At 40.6% G+C, this 21,396-nt stretch carries 25 protein-coding genes and 3 pseudogenes; 14 read left to right on the forward strand and 14 right to left on the reverse strand.

The features are described 5' to 3' along the window. The 8 genes and pseudogenes from CK510_RS31595 to CK510_RS33295 form a co-directional block, all read left to right on the forward strand. Positions 1 to 553 (forward strand): hypothetical protein (locus CK510_RS31595; RefSeq protein WP_158224859.1); only part of this gene is annotated, 553 nt, incomplete at its 5' end. A 342-nt stretch (positions 554 to 895) separates the two neighbouring features. Then, positions 896 to 1,222, forward strand: a complete 327-nt coding sequence (locus tag CK510_RS08090; RefSeq protein WP_095721218.1) for a DUF433 domain-containing protein — start codon at positions 896 to 898, stop codon at positions 1,220 to 1,222. Positions 1,223 to 1,225: 3 nt separating this feature from the next. Then, positions 1,226 to 1,567: a DUF5615 family PIN-like protein gene (locus tag CK510_RS08095; RefSeq protein ID WP_095721219.1), complete on the forward strand. Its 342-nt coding sequence runs from the start codon at positions 1,226 to 1,228 to the stop codon at positions 1,565 to 1,567. 103 nt (positions 1,568 to 1,670) lie between these two features. Then, positions 1,671 to 3,254: a caspase family protein gene (locus CK510_RS08100; protein WP_095721220.1), complete on the forward strand. Its 1,584-nt coding sequence runs from the start codon at positions 1,671 to 1,673 to the stop codon at positions 3,252 to 3,254. Continuing rightward, entirely contained in the window at positions 3,242 to 4,153 is a 912-nt protein-coding gene (locus CK510_RS08105; RefSeq protein WP_095721221.1) for an AAA family ATPase, read from the forward strand. Before CK510_RS08100 ends, CK510_RS08105 begins: the two co-directional genes overlap by 13 nt. A gap of 136 nt (positions 4,154 to 4,289) precedes the next feature. Further along, on the forward strand, positions 4,290 to 5,477 hold the full coding sequence (locus CK510_RS08110; protein ID WP_095721222.1) for a hypothetical protein: 1,188 nt from the start codon (positions 4,290 to 4,292) through the stop codon (positions 5,475 to 5,477). After that, on the forward strand, positions 5,468 to 6,106 hold the full coding sequence (locus CK510_RS08115) for a Uma2 family endonuclease (protein ID WP_095721223.1): 639 nt from the start codon (positions 5,468 to 5,470) through the stop codon (positions 6,104 to 6,106). The genes CK510_RS08110 and CK510_RS08115 overlap by 10 nt, the downstream gene beginning before the upstream one ends. A 769-nt stretch (positions 6,107 to 6,875) precedes the next feature. Continuing rightward, positions 6,876 to 7,259: pseudogene (locus tag CK510_RS33295) on the forward strand (response regulator transcription factor); the annotation flags it as partial. Positions 7,260 to 7,271: 12 nt separating this feature from the next. On the opposite strand, the gene CK510_RS08125 reads toward CK510_RS33295, so the two are convergent. The 8 genes and pseudogenes from CK510_RS08125 to CK510_RS08160 all read right to left on the reverse strand — a co-directional run bounded on the left by CK510_RS08125 (position 7,272) and on the right by CK510_RS08160 (position 13,684). Continuing rightward, positions 7,272 to 7,685, reverse strand: coding sequence for an HNH endonuclease (locus CK510_RS08125; RefSeq protein WP_095721224.1), 414 nt, complete (start codon positions 7,683 to 7,685; stop codon positions 7,272 to 7,274). Between the two features lie 5 nt (positions 7,686 to 7,690). Beyond that, positions 7,691 to 8,068, reverse strand: a complete 378-nt coding sequence (locus tag CK510_RS08130) for a hypothetical protein (RefSeq protein ID WP_095721225.1) — start codon at positions 8,066 to 8,068, stop codon at positions 7,691 to 7,693. 141 nt (positions 8,069 to 8,209) lie between these two features. Further along, a complete protein-coding gene (locus CK510_RS08135; RefSeq protein ID WP_095721226.1) occupies positions 8,210 to 8,983 on the reverse strand; it encodes an HIRAN domain-containing protein in 774 nt (257 codons plus the stop codon). Further along, positions 8,980 to 9,900, reverse strand: coding sequence for a HipA domain-containing protein (locus tag CK510_RS08140; protein ID WP_095721227.1), 921 nt, complete (start codon positions 9,898 to 9,900; stop codon positions 8,980 to 8,982). Before CK510_RS08140 ends, CK510_RS08135 begins: the two co-directional genes overlap by 4 nt. Positions 9,901 to 9,952: 52 nt before the next feature. After that, positions 9,953 to 11,263: a clostripain-related cysteine peptidase gene (locus CK510_RS08145; RefSeq protein ID WP_095721228.1), complete on the reverse strand. Its 1,311-nt coding sequence runs from the start codon at positions 11,261 to 11,263 to the stop codon at positions 9,953 to 9,955. 93 nt (positions 11,264 to 11,356) lie between these two features. Beyond that, positions 11,357 to 13,153, reverse strand: a pseudogene (locus tag CK510_RS08150) (Hsp70 family protein). A gap of 74 nt (positions 13,154 to 13,227) precedes the next feature. Continuing rightward, a complete protein-coding gene (locus CK510_RS08155; protein WP_095721229.1) occupies positions 13,228 to 13,485 on the reverse strand; it encodes a type II toxin-antitoxin system RelE family toxin in 258 nt (85 codons plus the stop codon). Next, the gene (locus tag CK510_RS08160) at positions 13,463 to 13,684 is read right to left on the reverse strand and encodes a hypothetical protein (RefSeq protein WP_095721230.1); all 222 of its coding nucleotides are present in this window, start codon (positions 13,682 to 13,684) and stop codon (positions 13,463 to 13,465) included. Before CK510_RS08160 ends, CK510_RS08155 begins: the two co-directional genes overlap by 23 nt. Before the next feature lie 469 nt (positions 13,685 to 14,153). Here CK510_RS08160 and CK510_RS08165 point away from each other — a divergent pair, with 469 nt between their 5' ends. The 6 genes from CK510_RS08165 to CK510_RS08190 all read left to right on the forward strand — a co-directional run bounded on the left by CK510_RS08165 (position 14,154) and on the right by CK510_RS08190 (position 16,363). Beyond that, complete coding sequence (locus CK510_RS08165; RefSeq protein ID WP_095721231.1) at positions 14,154 to 14,426, forward strand: ribbon-helix-helix domain-containing protein; 273 nt, start codon at positions 14,154 to 14,156, stop codon at positions 14,424 to 14,426. Beyond that, positions 14,423 to 14,731 (forward strand): type II toxin-antitoxin system RelE/ParE family toxin, encoded by a 309-nt coding sequence (locus CK510_RS08170; RefSeq protein ID WP_095721232.1) that lies wholly within the window; start codon positions 14,423 to 14,425, stop codon positions 14,729 to 14,731. The genes CK510_RS08165 and CK510_RS08170 overlap by 4 nt, the downstream gene beginning before the upstream one ends. A gap of 406 nt (positions 14,732 to 15,137) precedes the next feature. Further along, on the forward strand, positions 15,138 to 15,365 hold the full coding sequence (locus CK510_RS34585; protein WP_245911941.1) for a type II toxin-antitoxin system RelE/ParE family toxin: 228 nt from the start codon (positions 15,138 to 15,140) through the stop codon (positions 15,363 to 15,365). After that, on the forward strand, positions 15,362 to 15,706 hold the full coding sequence (locus tag CK510_RS08180) for a helix-turn-helix domain-containing protein (protein WP_095721233.1): 345 nt from the start codon (positions 15,362 to 15,364) through the stop codon (positions 15,704 to 15,706). The genes CK510_RS34585 and CK510_RS08180 overlap by 4 nt, the downstream gene beginning before the upstream one ends. A gap of 144 nt (positions 15,707 to 15,850) precedes the next feature. Continuing rightward, entirely contained in the window at positions 15,851 to 16,096 is a 246-nt protein-coding gene (locus CK510_RS08185; RefSeq protein ID WP_095721234.1) for a hypothetical protein, read from the forward strand. A 42-nt stretch (positions 16,097 to 16,138) separates the two neighbouring features. Then, complete coding sequence (locus tag CK510_RS08190) at positions 16,139 to 16,363, forward strand: type II toxin-antitoxin system RelE family toxin (RefSeq protein ID WP_342745946.1); 225 nt, start codon at positions 16,139 to 16,141, stop codon at positions 16,361 to 16,363. A gap of 52 nt (positions 16,364 to 16,415) precedes the next feature. Here the strand turns inward: CK510_RS08190 and CK510_RS33305 are convergent. The 6 genes and pseudogenes from CK510_RS33305 to CK510_RS08220 all read right to left on the reverse strand — a co-directional run. Then, positions 16,416 to 17,315: pseudogene (locus CK510_RS33305) on the reverse strand (pentapeptide repeat-containing protein); the annotation flags it as partial. 80 nt (positions 17,316 to 17,395) lie between these two features. Continuing rightward, positions 17,396 to 17,788: a type II toxin-antitoxin system VapC family toxin gene (locus CK510_RS08200; protein WP_095721235.1), complete on the reverse strand. Its 393-nt coding sequence runs from the start codon at positions 17,786 to 17,788 to the stop codon at positions 17,396 to 17,398. Further along, on the reverse strand, positions 17,785 to 18,042 hold the full coding sequence (locus tag CK510_RS08205) for a hypothetical protein (protein ID WP_095721236.1): 258 nt from the start codon (positions 18,040 to 18,042) through the stop codon (positions 17,785 to 17,787). The genes CK510_RS08200 and CK510_RS08205 overlap by 4 nt, the downstream gene beginning before the upstream one ends. Before the next feature lie 181 nt (positions 18,043 to 18,223). Further along, positions 18,224 to 18,454: a hypothetical protein gene (locus CK510_RS08210; protein ID WP_095721237.1), complete on the reverse strand. Its 231-nt coding sequence runs from the start codon at positions 18,452 to 18,454 to the stop codon at positions 18,224 to 18,226. A gap of 149 nt (positions 18,455 to 18,603) precedes the next feature. Continuing rightward, on the reverse strand, positions 18,604 to 20,511 hold the full coding sequence (locus CK510_RS08215; protein ID WP_095721238.1) for a ligand-binding sensor domain-containing protein: 1,908 nt from the start codon (positions 20,509 to 20,511) through the stop codon (positions 18,604 to 18,606). Next, entirely contained in the window at positions 20,508 to 21,284 is a 777-nt protein-coding gene (locus tag CK510_RS08220) for a hypothetical protein (RefSeq protein WP_095721239.1), read from the reverse strand. Before CK510_RS08220 ends, CK510_RS08215 begins: the two co-directional genes overlap by 4 nt. Between the last annotated feature and the right edge of the window lie 112 nt (positions 21,285 to 21,396).

Genomic DNA, 21,396 nt, shown 5'->3' on the forward strand with positions numbered 1-21,396 from the left:
TCCATATACTGAGTTTTCACTAAAACTAGATCCTCTGGCAGAAAGTGAGGAATACAAAGATATAATACGAGATATTCTCGATTATGTTATAAATCCATTAAATCGCGATTTTTTAATACCGGAATTATTTAAACTAATATCATTTAATTTTTCTTCCACAAGCCTTAATGTGCTTGATGAATGGATTAATTCACAAGAAACAGAACGGCTGCAAGCAGCTAGTTACTTGCTGCGTAATGCGCCAAAATCATTTGTTATTAACCACTTAAAATTTGTTAGCAATCTGCTTGAAAAAGCTGATGAGTTTGGTGATGCTTGTTACGAAACTATATGCTACGATTTACAAGAAAGTTTTTCAATGAGTGAATATTCAGGTATTTTAGGAGAAAATTCCTACGAAAATGGAGATATTGCTTTACACATCAAAGTTGCTAATATTGCAGAACAATTTATCAGAGGAACTCCTTCACATAAATTTTATCAGTCTCTATCCAAAAATATAAAAGAGTCAAATGAATCTTTGAGAAAATTTTTGGAAGAAATTGATGATTAAATTTTAGTGAAGCTAAAAAAATAGAATATTTTGCAACTAGTATATAGCTTTGTGTGTCAAAAAAAATTGTACTTCTTAAAGAAATCTTCCTCGTTTTGTCGCATTTACGTTGGAAGTTCTTACACAATTGTGGCTATAATCAATATCTAAGTAAAAACACTTAACTCACACTGCCCATGAGCCGAGATGCTTTAGTAGTCGGAATTAACAAATACCCTTTCCTCAAAGACTCAATAGGTAACTTTAAGCATCTCAGCACCCCCGCATCTGACGCAGAAGCGATACTTAAAACCCCCACCGCTACAATTAAATAAGTACAACACAAATTGAGCTAGTTACTCTATGACTCTCCAAGAACTGAAAAATCAAATCCTAGCACTACTTCCAACAGAAAAAGCCGCAATTCTCCAAAGCCTAACTCAAACCATCAACATTGGTGCAAAAGGTATCACTAAAACACCTGGTGTTTGTGGTGGAGAAGCTTGCATTGCTGGAACTCGGATTGCAATTTGGCTATTAGTGGAAGCACGTCATCTGGGAATTACAGAAGTTCAACTTTTGCAAGATTACCCTCATATTAGCGCAGCCGATTTAGTTAATGCTTGGATATATGCAGATGCTTATCCTGAAGAAATTGAAGCTGCTATTCGTGCTAATGAGGCTGCTTAAATTATGGCGCGTTTATATGCGGATGAAATGTTTCCACGGAAAGTTAGTGAACTGTTGCGAACAATGGGACATGATGTTTTAACTGTACAGGAAGCTGGTAAGGCAAATTTAGGTATTCCGGATGACGAAGTGTTAGCCTTTGCAATTAGCGATAATCGAACTGTCATCACACTAAATCGTCAAGATTTTATCAAACTGCATAGAAGTTCACCCGAACATTTAGGTATTATTGTTTGTACAAATGATACTGATAGGTCTCGAATGGCAACTCGAATTAGTGAAGCAATTAATCCAGAAGAACCATTGACAGGTAAGTTAATTCGCGTTGTACGTCCTACTAATTAAAAATTACTGAAGCTTGCTGTCAATTTGCGTTTAGAAAACTAATACCACCATTTTGCAGTTATAATCTATCTTTAAGTAAAAACACTTAATTTACATTGTCCACATGAGTCGAGATGCTTTAGTAGTCGGAATTAACAAATACCCTTTCCTCAAAGACTCGACGGGTAACTTTAAGCATCTCAGCACCCCCGCATCTGACGCAGAAGCGATCGCACAACTCCTAGAAGCCCAAAATAACTTCCGAGTCAAACGCTTCCCAGCTAGCATAATCGATGATAAATCACAAGTTGACCCAGATAAACCCTTCAAAACCGAGGAATTGGAAAAAGTCATCCTCGATTTATTCCTCCCAGAAACAGGAAAATCCCCAGAAACAGCATTACTATTTTTTGCGGGACATGGACTACGAAAGCAATTAAGGCAAAATTTAACACAGGGCTTTTTAGGAGCTAGCGATGTTAATCCAGGTAAGATGTGGGGTTTTTCACTACGAGATTTATGGGATATATTGCACCAAAGTCAAGTTAAACAGCAGATTATTTGGTTAGATTGTTGTTTTGCTGGAGAATTGCTCAATTTCAAAGATACGGAACTGGAAAAGCAAAGTTCGGGATGCGATCGCTCTTTTATTGCTGCATCCCGCGACTATGAAGTAGCCTATCAGCAGCTAGATGGAAAGCATGGGGTACTGACAGGTGCTATTTTAGCGGGACTTAACCCGGATATAGTTCCTGAGTTTGAGTGGGTTACTGGAGAAAAGTTAACAGTATCTATTCGTGAAAAGCTACAACAACATTATGATGTATTCAAAATTCCCCAGTCTCCCCTGATTACCAACCACGGGGAAGCCATTAAACTTGTGCAAGGAAAAGCAAAACCCGCATCAGAACCACAAAATGAAGATGCTGTCAACATCCAATTTCGGTTACTTTTTCACGAAATACTCAATGCTGACTTTAAGCATCAAGTGCCTGTTGTCAAGGAAGTTATCCAAAAACACCAAACCGCAGCTTTTTTGATTCACGGGGAGCAATATTGTGGACAGCAACTTTTGATGACTCGTTTATCTCACCTCAAACCCAAGTGGAAAAATATATCACCCATTAAAGTTGATGTCGGACAAAGGTCTGTAGGTGGTCGTCTGCCGTATTTATGGCAACAACTTACTTCTTGGTTTGGTTTACCCAAAGATGCCCAATCCCATCAAATTATAGAACGGGTGTGCGATCGCCTGTTAACTAAAGATGTAATTTTTATTTTCGACAGGGTAAACGATATGCAGCCAAGGGTATTATCTGGGTGGCTTCAGGAATTTTGGCAACCGCTTGTAGCTAGGGTAGAGGAACATTGTCCATCAAACCAAAGGGATACACACCTGTTAATGTTTCTGGTAGATAATAATGGCAGCGTTTGCAAATCGGATATTTTGCTAGCACAGAAATATGATGAACCAAATTATCCTCTCATGCCTCTTCACTTACCACCCATTAGCCCATTTACATTAGATGTGTTGGATGAGTTAATTGATCGGGTGGCGACAATACCAAAACTGCAAATGCATGTTGATTTAACTTCCCAAATATTATTAGAAAAGTCGGAAAACGGGATTCCTGAGTTTGTTTATGAAGAAATTTGTGATTTTTGCGGTCATAGTTGGGAAGGAGGATTGGCGAAATGGCTGATTTAGCAAGCGTACTCACCGCCAATGGTAAGCAATATTATAGTGGTAAGCCTATCTCACCCCAGAATTGCCGAGAACACGGACTTTCCCCTTACCTACCATCAACCGAACTCATCAAAGCCGTTAATCTCGCTATTTTCCTAGAAAAGCGTCCCTTGTTGCTCAAAGGGGAACCGGGATGTGGAAAGACAACATTAGCACAGGCGATCGCACACGAGTTGGGTTTACCCTACGAAGCTTGGTATATTAAGTCTACAACCAGGGCGAGGGATGGACTCTACACCTACGATGCAGTAGGACGTTTGCATGATGCTCAACTTTCCCGCGTGGGAAAAGCAAGCAATTCCAAGGTTGGGAATTTAGAAAATTATATTAAATTGGGACCATTGGGACGGGCTTTTACAAATCCACAACGCACTGTGGTTTTAATTGATGAGATTGATAAAGCAGATATTGACTTCCCCAACGATCTATTGCGAGAGTTAGATGAGCAGCAGTTTACGATTGAAGAAAAGGGGGAAGAAGTCAAAGCAAATTATCCACCTATTGTCATTGTCACCAGCAACGACGAAAAGGATTTACCCGATGCTTTTTTGCGGCGTTGTTTGTTTTATTATATTCAATTTCCGTATCCACAATTAGCTAATATTGTTCAATCCCACTTTCCAAAATCTGACCCCAATTTAGTGGAAGCTGCGGTGAAACGTTTTAGCGAATTGCGGCAGAAAATGGAGAAGGGGAAAGCAGGTAAAAAAGTTAGCACCAGTGAGTTGTTGGATTGGTTTGCAGTGTTGCGGCAATTTCCCAATGATGAGGTGTTAAAGCAGATGGAGGGAGAAATACCTTTTCCCGAAGTGTTGTTAAAGAAGTGGGAAGACCATTTGCGATATTTACAACAGCCGTGAAATCAATTTCACGACTCAAAGCTCAAACCTGTTTTAACAGGTTGAAATATTTACTCAGTCATCTTTAGATGACTTTAGCTATTAGCCAGGGAATTCATTTTCTGGCGGGCATGAAAGAAAACGAAACTAACTTAATATGAACCTAGACCAACTACCACTGCTAGATATATTTAACAGCCTCCGTCAACGTCATGGTTTACCATTGGGGGTTGAAGAATATTTGGTGGTTGTGCGTAGTTTGGAAGCAGGGTTTGGAATTAGTAACTGTGAGGAATTAGAGCAGCTTTGCAGTATGTTATGGGCAAAATCGGAGGAGGAAAATCGCCTAATTCGACGGTTGTTTGGGGAGATGTGGAAACAAATCGAATCACTTCCCATAAATTCCGATTTGGAAACACAAGAGAATTCACCAGCATCTTTAAATGAAACTCCTTCCAGCACTGACACCTCAAGTCTAATTTCCGACTTACCTACACCGGAAAATTACGAATCTTCGCCGATCGAAACACCAACAATCGAAGAACCTCCACTTGATGAGCCATTGCCCGATTTAGAGATACCTCCCAGCATTATCCCCGAACCCGTGCAAGCAGTCCAAGCTGTGCGGAGTAGTCGCGGCGACAGAGAAATGAAACGCCCCCGATATATGCTGTTAACAGAATATTTCCCCGTCACCAGGCGACAAATGAAGCAATGCTGGCGTTATTTGCGTCGTCCAGTGCGTCAAGGAGTACCCACAGAGTTAGATATGGAAGCGACGGTGGCAAAAATTGGGCGTGAGGGGATTTTACTACAACCTGTGATGATTCCACCCCGTACAAATCGCACCGATTTGGTGTTACTAATTGACCAAGAAGGCTCGATGGTGCCATTTCACGATTTATCGCGGCAGTTGGTGGAAACGGCAGAACGGGGAGGACGGTTGAGAACAACTAATGTATTTTATTTTCATGACTACCCAGATGAATACTTATACCGTCATCCGGCAATGCTTGATGCCAAGCCTATTTCGGAAATATTGGAGGAAATTGGCGAACGAACTGCGGTATTAATTATTAGCGATGCCGGAGCCGCACGGGGGAATTTTGACCAGGAACGGGTTGATAATACTAAGGTATGGATTGAGGAGTTACAACAGTCTGTACGCTATTTCGCTTGGCTCAACCCGATGCCGAGTGAATGTTGGCAGCAAACTACTGCTGGGGAAATTGCCCGTTTTGTACCGATGTTTGAAATGAGTTTCCAGGGGATGAATGCAGCGATTAGCGTGTTACGGGGTCGATATATTGTACTAAAAGAATTGGATGAATCTTTATGCTATTAGAGTTAAGACAATTGAGGATTCAACCGGGACAGCAATTGTTGCTGGAGGATGTTAGCTGGCAACAATTTGAAAATATTTTGGCGGAATTGGGAGAACATCGCGCTGCCAGAATTTCCTATAGTCATGGTTTTTTAGAAATTATGGTTCCCTTACCCGAACATGAAAAAGCCAAAGAAATTATTGGCGATTTGGTGAAAATTTTATTGGAATCACGACAAATTGCTTTCGAGTCGTTGGGTTCCACCACTTTGAAAAGCGATCGCATGGTTCAAGGAGTCGAAGCGGATGCCTGTTTTTATATCCAAAATCAAGCAGCAGTTATCGGTAAAAATCGCCTCGATTTGAGTATCGACCCACCCCCAGATTTAGCCATAGAGATTGATTTAACTTCTCGCACTCAGTTAGATAATTATCAAATTTTGGGAGTCCCAGAACTATGGCGATATGGAAAACAAGGGTTAAAAATGAATGTTTTAGAAAATGGGAAATATGTAGAGTCAAATTTTAGTCCTACTTTTCCAGGTATCCCGATAATTGAGTTAATAAATCAATACGTCCAGCAGAGTCAAGTTTCTGGTAGAACCCAAGCAATTCAAGCTTTTAGAAATTGGCTGCGGGATAATATTTAATTAATTTGGGATGTAATTTCGGATGAGAGTAAATTGAGGTGATTTGATGCCTACCACAAACAAAGAGCGGGAAATACGAATCGCCCAAAGAAGGGTTGAAGGGTTTGCCCAGGAGTTTGGGGAAGCACACCACAACTTGGCTCGTCATGCGGCGTTTCCTTTGGTGCTGACACCCGATTTACTCTACCAAATTTGGGCAAACTTTGTCCCTGAAGCCCCTTGGACTGCGATCGCTCATGTGTTGCTGTCGCGCTTGTGTCGGCAAGTGGGTTATGAGATGTATGAGATGGATATTGCCGATCGCAATTTGTTGTTGCGGGAATTGAAGGAGGAATTTGGGCAGGAAAGATTTGATGAATTGGGGGAGTTTTTGTTCGATTATGTAGCGCAGCGATTGACTGATGATGACGCGGATACGCAGGATTTGCGAGAGGCGCAGGAGTGGACAGCGTTGGCTTATACTAAGCCTGGTGAGGCAGCGCGGGAGTTGGCACAGAGATTGAGTGAAAAGGTGCAGCAGGAGGATATGGGGGAGGTATTGCGTCTTGCTTCGTTGGTTGATACTTTAGCGGAACCTTTAGTTGAGGGAGGATTTGAACCATTACTAATTTATGCTAACGGACTCAATAGCTTGATTTGCGGAGACTTGAATTGTGCAAAAATTCAACTTGAACTATTCAATAAACAACAATATCAGGTAGAGATAGCTGGAGTGAATTTAGATATTTTAACAGCTTATAAGCTTGTTGATCCTACAACTTTCACTGATATAACCAGAATCGCAAAAATTCTTGTAGTTCACGAGGATCCTGCTCTTCGTAATTTAATCCTAAGATTTCTTAACAAGCAAGGATATCTAGTTGAAGCAGCCGAAGACGGTAAAACATCTCTATCTATTTTTGAACAATTTGACCCCGACTTAGTAATTCTAGATGTGAACTTACCGGACGTAACCGGGTTCAATCTTTGTCAAGAGATGCAGAGTCGTAATGGTGTTTTTGTTATCATGTTAACCAAGCTTTCCGATGAAGCAGATAAAATTCGTGGCTTTTCCAAGGGAGCTGATGATTATATAACTATACCATTTTCTCTTCAAGAACTAGAAGCTAGAGTCAAAGCTGTTTTAAGGCGCGAAAGAATCATTAGCTATGCACTTTCTTAAAACCTATGGATATTGCCCTTGACTCACCAACACTTGTCGTTCAAGCACACGATTGGGAACATTAAACTGAAGTAATTTTGCAGTCCCTTGACCCATTTGAGTTTTTCCCTCTATTATCGCATTTTCAAGAGAAAAATGTTCATCCCAAACCTGACGACGGGGATTAAACAAAGGAACAATTTCTTTAGTAATTTGGTCTATCGTAGCGAAATCAGAACCTTTATGACGGTTACAAGATAAACAAGAAAGTGCCAAATTATCATCACTGGTTTCACCACCATGTTTTACCGCAATAATATGGTCTACTTCGTGGGTATAAATAGAAAAATCCTGATGAATGAGACAATATTCACAGCGTTTTGAAGCTCTATCCACTACAAGCTTACGCAATTCTACAGAAATATAATCAGAAGCCATGTTTCTTAATCACGCTTGAAAGCCCTTGCTTTTAATAAAATCATCATATGTTCTAATTGCTCGTAAATATCTAATTCAGCTAATTCCATCGAACTAAGTGTTGTGGAACGGTTTTTTTCTAATAATTCTGACAACCGCGTTTGAGCTTGGGAAGAAACTTTAAAAGCAATTATTTCTTCTGGTGTTGGACGCTTGATTAAAAAATCCAAAACTTCTTGATAAACTGCGGGAATATCTGTAGTCTCTGTTTTAACTTTTGACTGAGAATTTATTGGTAAATTAGCAACGTCTAACAATTTCCACAGCAATTCGGGTAAACGATTTTGCAAAGGTTGTAAACGTTGAGCTAGTTCATCAGATATTTGAATCGTTAATTCTGCCATTGCTATTATCGCTATCCGGCTTGTCTAGTATCCCAATTATAGCTTGACTATTTTTCTGTGCTGTTCAGAACCCTGATAAACTCTCCCCACCCACAACTTGCAAAGTGCGATCGCCTTTACCGTCTCGAATAGAATAACTCTTCAAATAGATTTTGCCGTAGCTGCAATCTCTGCAACCAATGGCTGATATTGAGAACCTGAAAAGAGGCGGCAATCATCGATCGCATCGACAGTCATTTTACACAATAGTCGAAATTGAAGTGGAGTAGAAGGTTGATTAACACGTTCTACCCGCACATCTAAGTTAGAATTGTGTCGAAGCAACTCAAAAATTTCCACAAGCAAATATCGCGGACAGTAACCAACAATATAATGGTCTTCGGTGTTTAAAATTAAAGCATGGGAATCGTAGGGATTTTGAAATTCATGAGCTAACCATAATTTTTCCCCAGATTCAAGTTGATTAACCCGCTCAACAGCACTACTGGGTAAATGCCGCAATCCATGCGAGAAAAAGTAAAGATGGTACTGTCCTTGTTCATCAACTTCTGGACAAGGAAAAACGGCAAGCGTATCTGTTTCCCGCTCCCCACCACTGCGGGCTAAAATTGTCATTGGGTCATTGTTAATATTGGCAAGATTAAGCCACTCAATAAAACGTTGGTAATCGGGACGCGATCGCGACATCAACCGATTCGCAAACACGGGAAACAACTGGGTTGATGTATAAATTTCATCTAAGCGGGGAAAGGAAGACAAAGGCTTAAAAGCGGATTTTTCTTCAGCCTCTTTTACACCTTGGGTATAAACAAATTTATATACACTCCCATCAAAAATTAACCGACCAATGGAAAACCAATAACGGCTAATCGGGTCTTGCCAAGCTAAAAATAGTGTTGGTGTTGCTGTTTTCAAAGTAATGTTTCCCTCAAGTTAAGCAGTTTGTGTTTGTTGATTTTCAGAATAGACCGAGCAAAATTACTTGCGTCGGGGGAGATGCGCGTCGGGTTAATACGATTAAAAATATCTAAAATATTAACTTCTGTGATATTTTCAAGTCGAGCCAACCATACACAAGCTGCTTTTGGATAACGATTAGCGACGAGTGAGAACGCATCCAAAGTTTTGAGAGTTTTTCTATCATCAACACAGCCATAGAATGCTGAGGAACATCTGTTTGCATAAGCCTCAACCGAACGTTTCTGTCTTTGTTCGTCAGAAAGATCCCGTCCCAAACTTGAAGCATGGTCGTAGGTAGGTGCAAGGTGTTCTGTTTCCTCCAAGGTAGATGCTGCTTTAATTCGGACGATTCCCCAATTTTCGTGGTGACGGTCTCCATTACCAATCCATGCATCTAACAGAAGATAGCCGACGAACACATCTATTGCTGTTTCTATCTCAGAAGGTGCTGTCCAATCAATGGGTAAATTGACAGATTTATTTGCGATCGCCTGCAACACTACATCTATTGTATGTTGAGAAACGCCGTAAGTTGCAAATGCGGGGTAATTTTGCACTATTGAGGAAAGAAGCTCGTTTCCATGAACAAGTGTTCCCCTTTGGGGTAAAAAGTTGGGTGAGATTACACCACGCGAACCTTCCCAAGTCGAAGCCAATTCATAAATAGCATGGGGAAGTCCCAATAGCTTGCATAATTCGGATGCTACTTTTTCAGCCCAATCTTCTCCCAAATTTTCCCGACTTTGTTTGTACAGACAACGACCAAATTCTTCATGGTGAAACCAAAATTTATATTTGCTCCCTAAAGTTTCATTAGAAGATTCTTCGTAAGCTTTTTGAGTAACAAGGAAAATTGGGAATTCCGAGGTCATAGACAATAAGCTATCAAGTAGGCGATCGCATCAAAATATTTCATCTCAACCCTCAATTTACATCATTCAACACCCGTAAAAATTCACCCCACCCACAACTTGCAAAATGCGATCGCTCATAAAACTGAGAATAACCTCTCACTGGCGAATAAATCGACAAACCCTTAACCCGCTCAAATCTCCCTAAACCCACATTCGCTAAAATTAACTGCGGTTCAATTTCCATAACTATCAAATCAATTACCTCATCCATTACCTGGATAAATTCATCACTATCCCCAGCATATTTATCCCGTAATAGCTTCAAAAAGTCATATAAATCCACAAAATCCCGATCTTCAAAACGCACTGCCTTACGTTGAGCATGATACAGGGCATTCTCAGTATAAATATCCTCTTCTGATAGCGATCGCTGCAAAACATCCGCCAATTTTCCCAAAGTCTCAGCCAGTTTCTCAACCACCATTAAATTTGTCGCTGATTGGGTAACTTGAGACGTGCTACCTCGTGATTCTCCCCCATAGTAGCGTCCGTATTCCCGCACAATTAACTTTGCAAGCGCATCCGGTGTCATCTGTGCGTTCGCGGTTAAATTCTCCAAAATTGCCGTATAGGGATAACCTGACAGTGGTTCTACCTCTTGGGATGCAACCATATAATCAGCATTTGCTCGCAGTTGATAAGCTACTTCCACCATACTCATCAAACAAGCATCCATCCCAATTAAGCCGACTTTTTTACCTGTTTTCTCCTCAGCTTCCCGAAAAGCTTGCTGGAGTTTGGCGTTGTCGAGGAAATCTAAGGATGAATCATCAAATGCGATCGCACGGGAATCTTCATCCTCCAATTGCAATACTTCCGTAATTGAAGACAGGAAAAAAGCATGGGATAACCGTCGATTATTTCGGGTTAAAGAACGCACTTCATCCTGACTTGCATTAATCTCAACACCACGATTTCTGGCAAATGCATAAATATCATCTTCCTTCCAACCTGTACCATGATTCCACAGTATTACGGCGTAGTTTTCTGCGGGATAATTCTCGGCTCCCCAAACGATAAAATCCCTTAGAGAGTCGGGGTTTCCGGTGTTTTGTTCGGGAATATTTTGAATCTCTCGTTTTTCGCCCTTAGCAGGGATATGTATACGATAAGTTTGTTCGCGGTCTGTGAGAGTATCAAACTGTACTAGAACTGCCACTTCTTCCGTTGAACCAACAGCCTCCATTTCTTCAATATCATTCCATCCCTGCTCTTCCATTGGAGCCATCAGGGTTTTTTTACCTTGGAGTTGGTCAAAAATTTTACCATTATCCCCTGCCATGTAGACCATTAAAGTCCAGTGTCGATTTGTTTGGGTCATATTTTAATCATTCTGGGTTCTGAGTTGCTTATTTTTCGACAACGCGATAAACCGGAGGCTTGACGTTGCGCGTATCGCTATATTTTCAGCAAATTACGAAGTTGATGCTGTAATAATATCTACCTTCAGTTCTGCAAGTAGTTCCTCAGCTTGGGTAACATTGCGATCGCTAACAGCAAGTTGTAATTCGGCAAATTTTTCTAATAATACATGATTCTTTGTTTTCTCTGGATTAATTACTCTTTGGATTCGGCTGATTTCTTCTTGTAACTGGAAGACACGTCTGGTAATTTCATCCTCATTTCGATGCGCGTCTGCTTGCTGCAATTTCTCCTCAACCTCTTCTGGAGTCAAACGGTAAAAACGGTCAAAAGTCTTTTCTAGAGGTTCTCCCTCCGTGCTGCTATCTTCCACCAAAATATGGAGAATACCATCCAAATCAATTTTGAACATGCAATTAATCCGTACCTCTCCCGCAGGACGAATTGTTGCTAAATCCAGGATAACTTCGCCAATAAATTCATTATCGGTGGCAATTGGTCGTTCCCCTTGATAGACGCGAAAACGAATACTTTCTTGTCCATCGCGTTGAGTGGTAAATGCTTGGGAACCTTTGCGCCATTTTGTAATGGGTATTTGCTCGTTACTGGGGATAATCACATCCATTTTACCCTCGGCGAGTTCGATTCCCAAGGACAAAGGTGTCACGTCCCACAATTTCACCTCATCCCGCAAATAACCGCACAATCTTCCCCCCAACACAGATGCACCTCTTGCTACTGCTTCATCTGGGTTTACTGAGTCATTAATTTTCCAACCGTAACGTTGTTGCAGTGCTGCTTTGATAGCTGGTAATCTGGTTTGTCCCCCGACTAACAATACTTGGTCAATGTCTGCGGGTTTCATTCCGGCTTTTTCGATGGTTTTATCGCAAATTTCCAAAGTGCGATCGATGAATGGTTGCACCAGTTTTTCTAGTTGCGTTACGCCCTTGGCGTTAAGCTCCGCTTATCGCGTTAAAGTTACCTCCAAAATATCAGGAATCGAAATTTGATATTCTGTGGCTTGGGTAAGGGCAATTTTGGCTGCTTCGGCAGCTATACGGAGTTGGGAACGTAAATTATTATCTTCTGCAACAGGCAAATCTACACCTCGCTGCTTACATACTTCCTGCATCCAATTTATAATTGCCATGTCAAAATCATCACCACCCAAATGGGTATCGCCATTAGTAGCTTTGACGCGAAATAAACCCCGTTCAATCCGCAAAATTGAAATATCGAAAGTTCCACCACCCAAATCATATACTGCCACTGTTTGAGGTTCTGCACCCAAGCCAAAAGCTAAAGCCGCAGCAGTTGGTTCGTTAATAATCCGAGGAACTCGCAACCCAGCTAATTCTCCCGCTTCCTTCGTGGCTTGACGTTGGGATTCGCTAAAATAAGCGGGGACAGTGATAACAGCTTTGGAAATTGGTTTACCTAAATTCGCTTCCGCATCTTCTTTTAGTTTACGCAGAACTTGCGCGGAAATTTGCGACGGTGTAAAAACTTGCTCACCAACCCGAACGGCAACTTTGCGTTGCTGAAATTCCTCAATGGTGTAGGTAACTTGGATTTGGTCGTCCCGTAACCGCTCGTCACGAAAGGTACAGCCAATGAATCGTTTCACGGAGTAGATAACTTGAGCGGGATGGGTGTTAACAAAACTCAGGGCTGATTTACCAACAATGGGTTGATTAGTTTGGGTATCGAACATTACTACAGAGGGAGTAATGGATTCGCCCTCCGAATTCGACAATATTCTGGCTTGTCCTGTCTCTGGTTCCCAGATTGCGATCGCTGAATTGGTTGTCCCTAAATCAATCCCCAGGATATCTACTTCGCTCATCAACTAGCCCTTTGATTGGAATTTTCGCTTGTATTAATAATATCTAGTAAATTCCGGAAAAAATAATTGTGATGTTAATTTAACAACGCATCATACTCATCATGAGTACCGATCCAAAACCAGTAATAATCATCTCCCTTTTTTAGAGCTAAAGCACGATATCCACCAGTTACACGAGCAGACCAAAGATTTTTGCCAACTTTCTTAAAATGTAAAGATGGATGGGATTGATTTTCCTGCCAGAGTTGATATGCTTTTTTTGCTTGTGCTTTTATGTCCTTTGGTAGTTGAGCATAAGCTTCCCAAAAATCAGGAGTTGTTAAGGATTTCATCTATATTTCGCACCCGGTTTTCTGCAATATCAGCCTCGGCTTTTGCGATTAGTCGATCTAATTTTCCTGATGTCAAGTCATTTTCTATTTGCTGATCCCACATTTGTTCTAAATATTCTTCTAGCCATGTAGCTAATTGACGAATATCCGAATTGGGTAGTTGTTGAATTGCAGCTTCGATTTCTGGCAAAGTACCCATTATGCAGTTAATACCTCAATAGACTATTTTCATTTAGACTCTCTTCATTTTATCTCATGTATAGCGATCGCAGTTTTGATGAGAAGTCTTGGATTGCGATCGCACCAAGGAAAGTATCATCTCGCTGTAGTGTGATACTCCCATAGGGAGTGCTGTGCGATCGCAGAATTTGTTGTCCCTAAATCAATCCCCAGGATATCTACTTCGCTCATCTACTAGCCCTTTGTTGGAATTTTCGCTTGTATTAATAATACCTAGTAAATTTGGCGGAGAATCATTTTATTTCTAGTTGACTTTAAATTGCTTTGTGTATAGGTAAACACGATACCAAACAAAATAAGTTTACATCTCACAAAAATATAAATGGTAAAATCAGCATAATGGTGTCAAAATGCGAAAACAAAACACCTGTCTTTGACAAATAGCTCATCGCTTACAATTAAAATAGCTCCTACTTTGAGGAAATTTTATGCAAGTCTCTTTGCCACCAGAGGTTGAAGCACTGCTACAACGACAACTGAATAGTGGTAAATATCAAAATGCGATCGAAGTTATTGTTGCCGGAATAAAACTTTTAGATCGGCAAGAAGATATTTACCAAGGACGATTGGAAGAGCTTCAACAAGAAGCACGTATTGGCTTAGAAGCATCGCAGCAGGGTAAGGTTGTTGATGGATTGACTGCTATGACTCAAATTCGTATTAATTTGCGTCAGCGATACGGTGCATCTGACGAAGTATGAATCGAGAATTTCGCCTTACCGAACCTGCTATTAAAGACATTGAAGAGATTGCAGATTACATTGCCAAACAATCTGGCTTAGTGGAATCTGAGCTTTTTTTGAGCAAACTCGATGCAAAATTTGTCAAAATCGCTCAGTTTCCCAACCTTGGACGACAACGAGATGAGATATTACCTGGTATCCGTAGTCTGTCTGTAGATAATTATTTAATACTTTACATGCCCATAAGGCAAGATATTGAAATTTTTCGAGTGATTAGCGGTTATCGAGATTTAACTGCATTGTTTAGTGATTCCGATTCTTGACGACAATAAAAGCGAGTTTTTGCGATCGCGTAACTAATACCTCAGAGCATCGCACCAAGGAAAGTATCATCTCGCTGTAGTGCGATACTCCCTATGGGAGTGCTGTGCGATCGCTTGTTGCCCCTAAATCAATCCCCAGGATATCTACTTCACTCATCAGCTAACCCTTTGTTGAAATTACTGCTAAAAAGGTGACTAATTGACGTAGTGACATAGCTTTGTGGCAGTGTTTAACTTAATTTTATAGGAAATTTCATATAAAATGAGTGACAATAGAAGATAACGTAGAAATTACTTTACGTCCTCTTGTCTGGATAGGAGATTCTCGCAAAAACATTCGGAAATTTCCGGAGGATGTTCAAAAATCGGTTGGGTACTGCAATTAGTGCAAGCGGGAGAAACACCTATGGAAGCGAAACCCTTTAAAGGTGTTGGTAGTGGAGTCTACGAAATCGTCAAACGTTACGATAGCGATACCTACAGAGCGATTTACGCGGTTAAAATAGGTGAAACAGTCTACGTTTTACACGCATTCCAGAAAAAATCCAAGCGAGGAATTAAAACTCCCCAAGCTGATGTTGACTTGATTAAACAACGTTATAAAGACGCGCAGGAAAGGGAAAAACAACCATGACACAAGAACCTATTTTTGAACAAAGCAGTGGTAATGTATTCGCTGACCTCGGTATTGAGAATGCGGATGAGCTTTTCACCCGTGGTAAAATTGGAATTCAGGTGCTGCGTATCTTAAAACAACGTAACCTCAAACAGCGAGAAATTAGCGAACTTTTTAGTATTCCTCAACCAGAAGTATCTCATTTGATGAAGGGAGAATTTCAACGCTTTAGTGAGGGAAAACTTTTGACTTTTCTCAAGAAGCTCGATATAGAAGTTATTTTACATCTGCGTTATAGTGGCGATCGCATAACTAATACCTCAGAGCATCGCACCAATGAAACTATCATCTCATTGTAGTGCAATTTGATTTGACGTTAATTGCTCTGTGTATAGGTAAACACGATCCAAACAAAATAAGTTTACATCTCACCAAAAATATAAATGGTAAAATCGGCATAATGGTGTCGAAATGCAAAAATAACACACCTGTGTAGGATAAAAATGCCAGCTATAGTTCAACTCCAACTCTCTTTAGAAGCGTTAGCAGAAGCAATTTCTTCCCTGGATTTAGAAGAAAAACGCCAACTTCAAGAAATGATTGAACAACAAATTTTTGAAGCTGAAGAAGCACTATACGAAGATGATATAGAGACACAGGAAGAAATTCAAACCGTTCGCGCTGAGTATGCGCGTGGTGAGTCTATGACTATGGATGAATATCTTACTCGCCGTTCAAACCCAGCATAATGAGTTACACGGTTGTTATTTCCAAGTCAGTACAAAAGCAAATTGATAATTTGCCATAATGATGTTAGCGATCGCGTGCTTGAGAAAATTCAAAATCTGGCTTTGGAACCTCGTCCTGATGGAGTTGCCAAATTAAAAGGTTCGGATAACGAATATCGCATTCGTGCTGGTGATTATAGGGTTCGTTACGAGGTTGATGATGAAAATCAACTCGTACAAATTTTACAGTGCAAGCATCGAAAGGATGTTTATAGGAAAAAAGGTTAGCGATCGCAGTTTTGATGGTGGATATTGGATTGCGATCGCTATGGGTATTTATCTAGCCAATACCTAGAACTTTGGAAATCATTGGTAACAAATTACTACAAGCTTCAACTAAAGTAGCCGCAGTTGGTAAACCGGACATTAAGCCTTTTAACATCGTAATGGCTGTGTCGGCTAAATCCTGTTTTTCTTCATTGTTGGGACTTTGGGATGCTTCTGCTAGGATTTTTACTTGTTTGAGTGCTTTCTCTTTATTCTTTGGTGTTAGATTTTCCTCTGCTTCGATAGCTGTTTGTAATTGCGTTAATAGTTCCTTAATTCCCGGTTTTTCTAGTTCTGATGATGCGGGTAATTCGTTGATGGTATTTGTCACTGTACCGCTAATATCACCTAAATTTAAAGCTTGTCCGCTAGCATTAAAATCTCCACCGACACTACCGATTTCAATTTTACGGCTGGAATCATTGCTGTTAGTCATCGATTTACTCTCTGCTTTGGCTTCAACTTGAACATTTATAGATTTACTCCCTAATAAGCTTGTAATCTCTTTCATATCTGTATATTTTTGACGATGTTCTTCTATCTGCTCATCTTTAGCTTGTAATAGGGCTTTATATTTTTCTTCTACAGCTTGCAATGCAACTTGATAATTTTGTGTAAAATCACTGTGAATCTTTTCTTTATTAGCATCAATGGGAACAGCCACTTTAACAACAACTACGCCATCACCTTTGTTTTCAATACTTTGAATCGCTAACTCTGTCTCTTCATTTTGAACTTGCACCTTTTTGAAAGCAGTAACAAAAGCTTTCCAATCAATACCATCGCGGAAAATTAAATCTACTGTATTTAAAACCTCTTCAAATAGTTTGGTAAATTCTCCTGGTTGAAATTCACCGCTACTTGGACGACGTTCTCTATCATCGGTTCCAGATTTGGGATTTTCTAATCTGAAAAATACCCTAATTGATATATACTCCTTTTGAATTAATGACAGACAAACATTGGAAAAGCAACTTTTTACCAAAAAAATTGTTACTTTAGTGTCTTTACCCCCGAATAAGCCAGAATTTTCCCATCGGCAGTCAGTAAAGCAGAATCATAAAATCTAGCCGTAGCCACAATAATCTGGTCAAAAGGATCGCTGTGAAATCCCGCTAACTGTGTTGAATCAACAACTATTGGCAAAGATAAATCTAATAATCTGACACCAGGATAAGCCAAAGCAATTTCCAACCATTCTGCGATCGCGAATGGTAAAGTCAGTCTACCTTTCTCGACCAATTTCGCTACTTCCCAGCAAGAAACGATACTAATACCAATGCCATCAGTCTCATTTTCTTGTAGCCATTGCTGATATTTTTTTGTCAGACGTGCTGTATCGTTCTGAACCCACCACACCCAAATATGTGTATCAATTACAATCATTGCAAAAATTCCCAATCTTCCAAAGCAACAGGTTCTGTTGGGTTTTCATAACGATATGGCTGGGTATTATGTAGTGGATAAAGAGTTTTTTCTGCTTGCTGTTGAGCGTTAGTTTTTAAACTTGAGTTATAATCATCTGTGATTTGGCGTTTGGCATGACTAATTTTGATGAAGCGAATAAAATCGAATGCTTCATTTAATAATTCTGAAGGTAAAGACTCTATTTCTTGAATTAGTAATTCCTTATTAACCATATCAAGTAATCTCCTAATTTATACTCGTAATTTTATACAACTGACAGCCTTAACTTAATAACAAGGATGGATGGATGAAAGCTATTTTCACTCCAAAGTTTATAAGTTTTTTTTGCACTTTTTTTAGTTTGAGAATCGAGAGTAAAATAAGCATCCCAAAAAGAAGGGAGTGTGGCAGATTTCATAGTTTATCGTAGTCCATAGGCTGGGAAAGTCCTCGTGCAATTTCTTGTTTTACTTTTTGGGCTGCGGCTACTAGTTTATTTTGACTTTTTTGAAATGAATTGTCCCATTTTATTTCATCCTGTAAATCTTGGATATACTCGTAAAGATGTTGTACTATTTGATTTTGTACATCTTCCGGTAAAGATTCCATCATTTTGATGACAGTGGAAATGGCTTCTGATGACATAATCGTTTTTGCTTAATTATGAATTAATTTCAAGATACCAATGTAATTTTAGCTAAATTTCGATTTAAGAGCGAAATGGAAAAAATTGAAAGTCCCTCTGGTTAACAATTAGCTCTTTTTTCTCGTGGGAAGTATAAATTTAAGGAAATTTAATAGCGATAACAACTCAAACCACAAGCAGTACCTACCCATAATTGAGTTTCCCCAGAATCACCTGCACTCATAGCGATCGCAATCACCCGATTTTCCCCCAAACCACTATTGTGAATATTAAACTCATTGACCACTTGCCAGCTATTATCCCGATATTGCAGACGAAATAACCCCCTATCTGTCCCCACCCATAAACTATTATCATTAAAATCCCATACCAAAGCTGTGATTTGCCGATTCTCAAGCTCGGATACAGATTCCCATTTATCTAAATTACCCGCGTATAATCCCTGATTTGTTCCCACAAAAAGCAATTCCGACTCACCTCGATTAATTGCTAGTAAAAAACGCACATCCGCACTACCCAAACTACCAGTAATTGGACTCGATTCCTTAGTATTGGTTTTATAGAGCAACAATCCCGCCGAAGTACCCAGCCAAGCATGGTCTGCGACTACTTGGGAAAAGGTTTGCAGCCACCCCTTCACGGGTAGTTTTAAATTAGTAATTACTCTTGTCCAAGCAGAATCATTGTATCTATAAAGACCATCTAACCCCACAGCCCAGTAATTACCGCTTCCCACTGTAAAAGCTAAAATCGGTTCGGGAATATCGGATGCTGCTTGCAGTTGATTTTCCGGTTTTAAGCCTTGTAAACCTTTACTCCAACTGGCAACCCAAATTGTTTCTTGTTCTGGAATATTAGTAATAGCGCGGATATCTTGGGTATCAAAGCGACAATTACGCCGCCAATCTTCGATCGCTAAATTGTAGCGAAATAAACCCCGTGCCGTGCCAATCCATAATATCGAACGGTCTGCTAATCGTTGTACCGAGAGGGCTTGCACTAAATTACAAAAAAAGCGTTCTGGGGAAGAACCAATTACATCAGGGGGAGTGTCTGTTAAATGTCTGCGGATATTTTCTTTACTGCCTCGCCATAATCCATCGTGCGTACCAATCCACACTTCCTCGTCACTTGCTGTAACCAAGCTGGTAATGGGGGTATTGAATCGCTTGTTTGTTAAAGGTTTCCAGCTATTTTCCGTTACTAAACCTATTTGTCCACCACAAGCTACCCAAACTCCTTGAGAACAAGGAAAAATAGCTGTTACTTCCCCAGGGGGCATATTATCAATTTTGTCAGGGATGTTGGTGGTTAAATTAATCCGTATCAATCCCCGGAATGTACCCAACCAGAGGTTATTTCCTTGCAGTAAGAGGGTGAGAATATCTGGTTGCGTGCCGTTAGCAGTGGGTATCCAAGCGGAATTTTGGTAATGATGAACACCTGTGGCATTACACAGCCAAATGTCATTATCCTTGTTGATTACCATTGCTCTTGGTGGGAAGCCAGCAGGAGGTAATTCTAAAACAGGTTTGCTTTCCCGGTTAGCGATCGCATAAATTCCGCTATCCGTTCCTACCCACAATTTACCAGTGGAATCGGTTGTTAAACAGCTAATTTTTACTTCTTCCAAATAACGGTAAGGTTGCCAGATATCGTTTTCGAGGTAATAAAGTCCGCGAAAGTGACCACCGGGGAGAATCCCCGTGGCGCATTTCGCCCATTGCTCACTACTTACCCAAACTTGACCAGAAACATCAACTGTAACTGTACAAACTGAGTTCCCTGGTAATCCATGTTCGCTTGCATAGCGGGTAAATCTGTCTTTTCCACCAAACCAACGTAACACCCCTCCCCCCGTGGCTAACCATAAATCCCCGTTGATGGGGTTGAGTGCTAAATCTCGGATATGTCGCTGGCTGGCGATATTCCGCCACTCGGTATATTTTTTATCTTTGGGAAATTCTTCCTGGGGTGCATTATCGCTGACGAGGATGGGTAAATTCTCAGCGCTTACTAATACAGGTAAATCGAGTTGGTAGTCTGGGTTGCTCATAGGTTGCTGCTGTTGGTGATGCGTCGCCAATCCTCCCGTAATCTGCCTAATTCAGCCTCTGATTCATAATTTTGGTCTTGCTGCTGTTCCACACAGCGATCGAGAAAATTATGCCAGTTCTCTGCACCCTTTTGTCGTTGTTGCCAAAGTGTGTAACGCTGGTCTTTTTGCAGACGTTTGTTGGCTTGATGTAAGTTTTCTAGCTGCCGTTTTAAAGCTTGCTGCCAAATATTCAAACGATGGTATTGGTCTTTTAAAGTCTCCTGCAAACTGCGCGTTGTCCACACCACACCCCAAGGCAATTGTTCCAAAACATCCGCTAAACTGGCAGTGCGATCGCTACATATTCCCTGGAGATTTCCCACTAATTCGGCATCTGCATCATTGATATCGGGGTTTAATATGCGGAAAATATGCTCCAGTAGCATGTCTTTGTCAACCGCTTCCGGGTCTTGTGGGCTTGATTCTATGATTGTTTCATTGGGGTAATCGCTAAATTCATCCTCTTCCTCTACTTGCGAAACATCCTCTTTCTCTTGGCTAAACCGTTGAATTTGACTGCGAAGTAAGGCGATTTCAGCTTGCAAGCGCAGTGAGTGACGGCGTAATGTCCCGACTACAGCTTGAAATTCGTTGTAGGTTTCCGTGAGGTTGGCTTCCAGTGGAGCGATATTTTCCCGTGCAGCAGTAATCCCCTGGCGCAGTTGTTGCGTTTGTGCCAGTAATTTATCGATATCCCCTTGAGTTATTTTTGAGGTGGATGTGCTACTCATTAACCGATACCTACTGGGGTTTTTGCTGGTTTAGCGATCGCTTGGAAAGCGGGACTCTGAGCAATTTGATAATCGTGGGGACTGTACAAACCATAAGCCAGCCCTAAAGGAT

Origin of the sequence: Brunnivagina elsteri CCALA 953, from assembly GCF_002289455.1 — a bacterium.
Classification (GTDB): domain Bacteria; phylum Cyanobacteriota; class Cyanobacteriia; order Cyanobacteriales; family Nostocaceae; genus Brunnivagina; species Brunnivagina elsteri.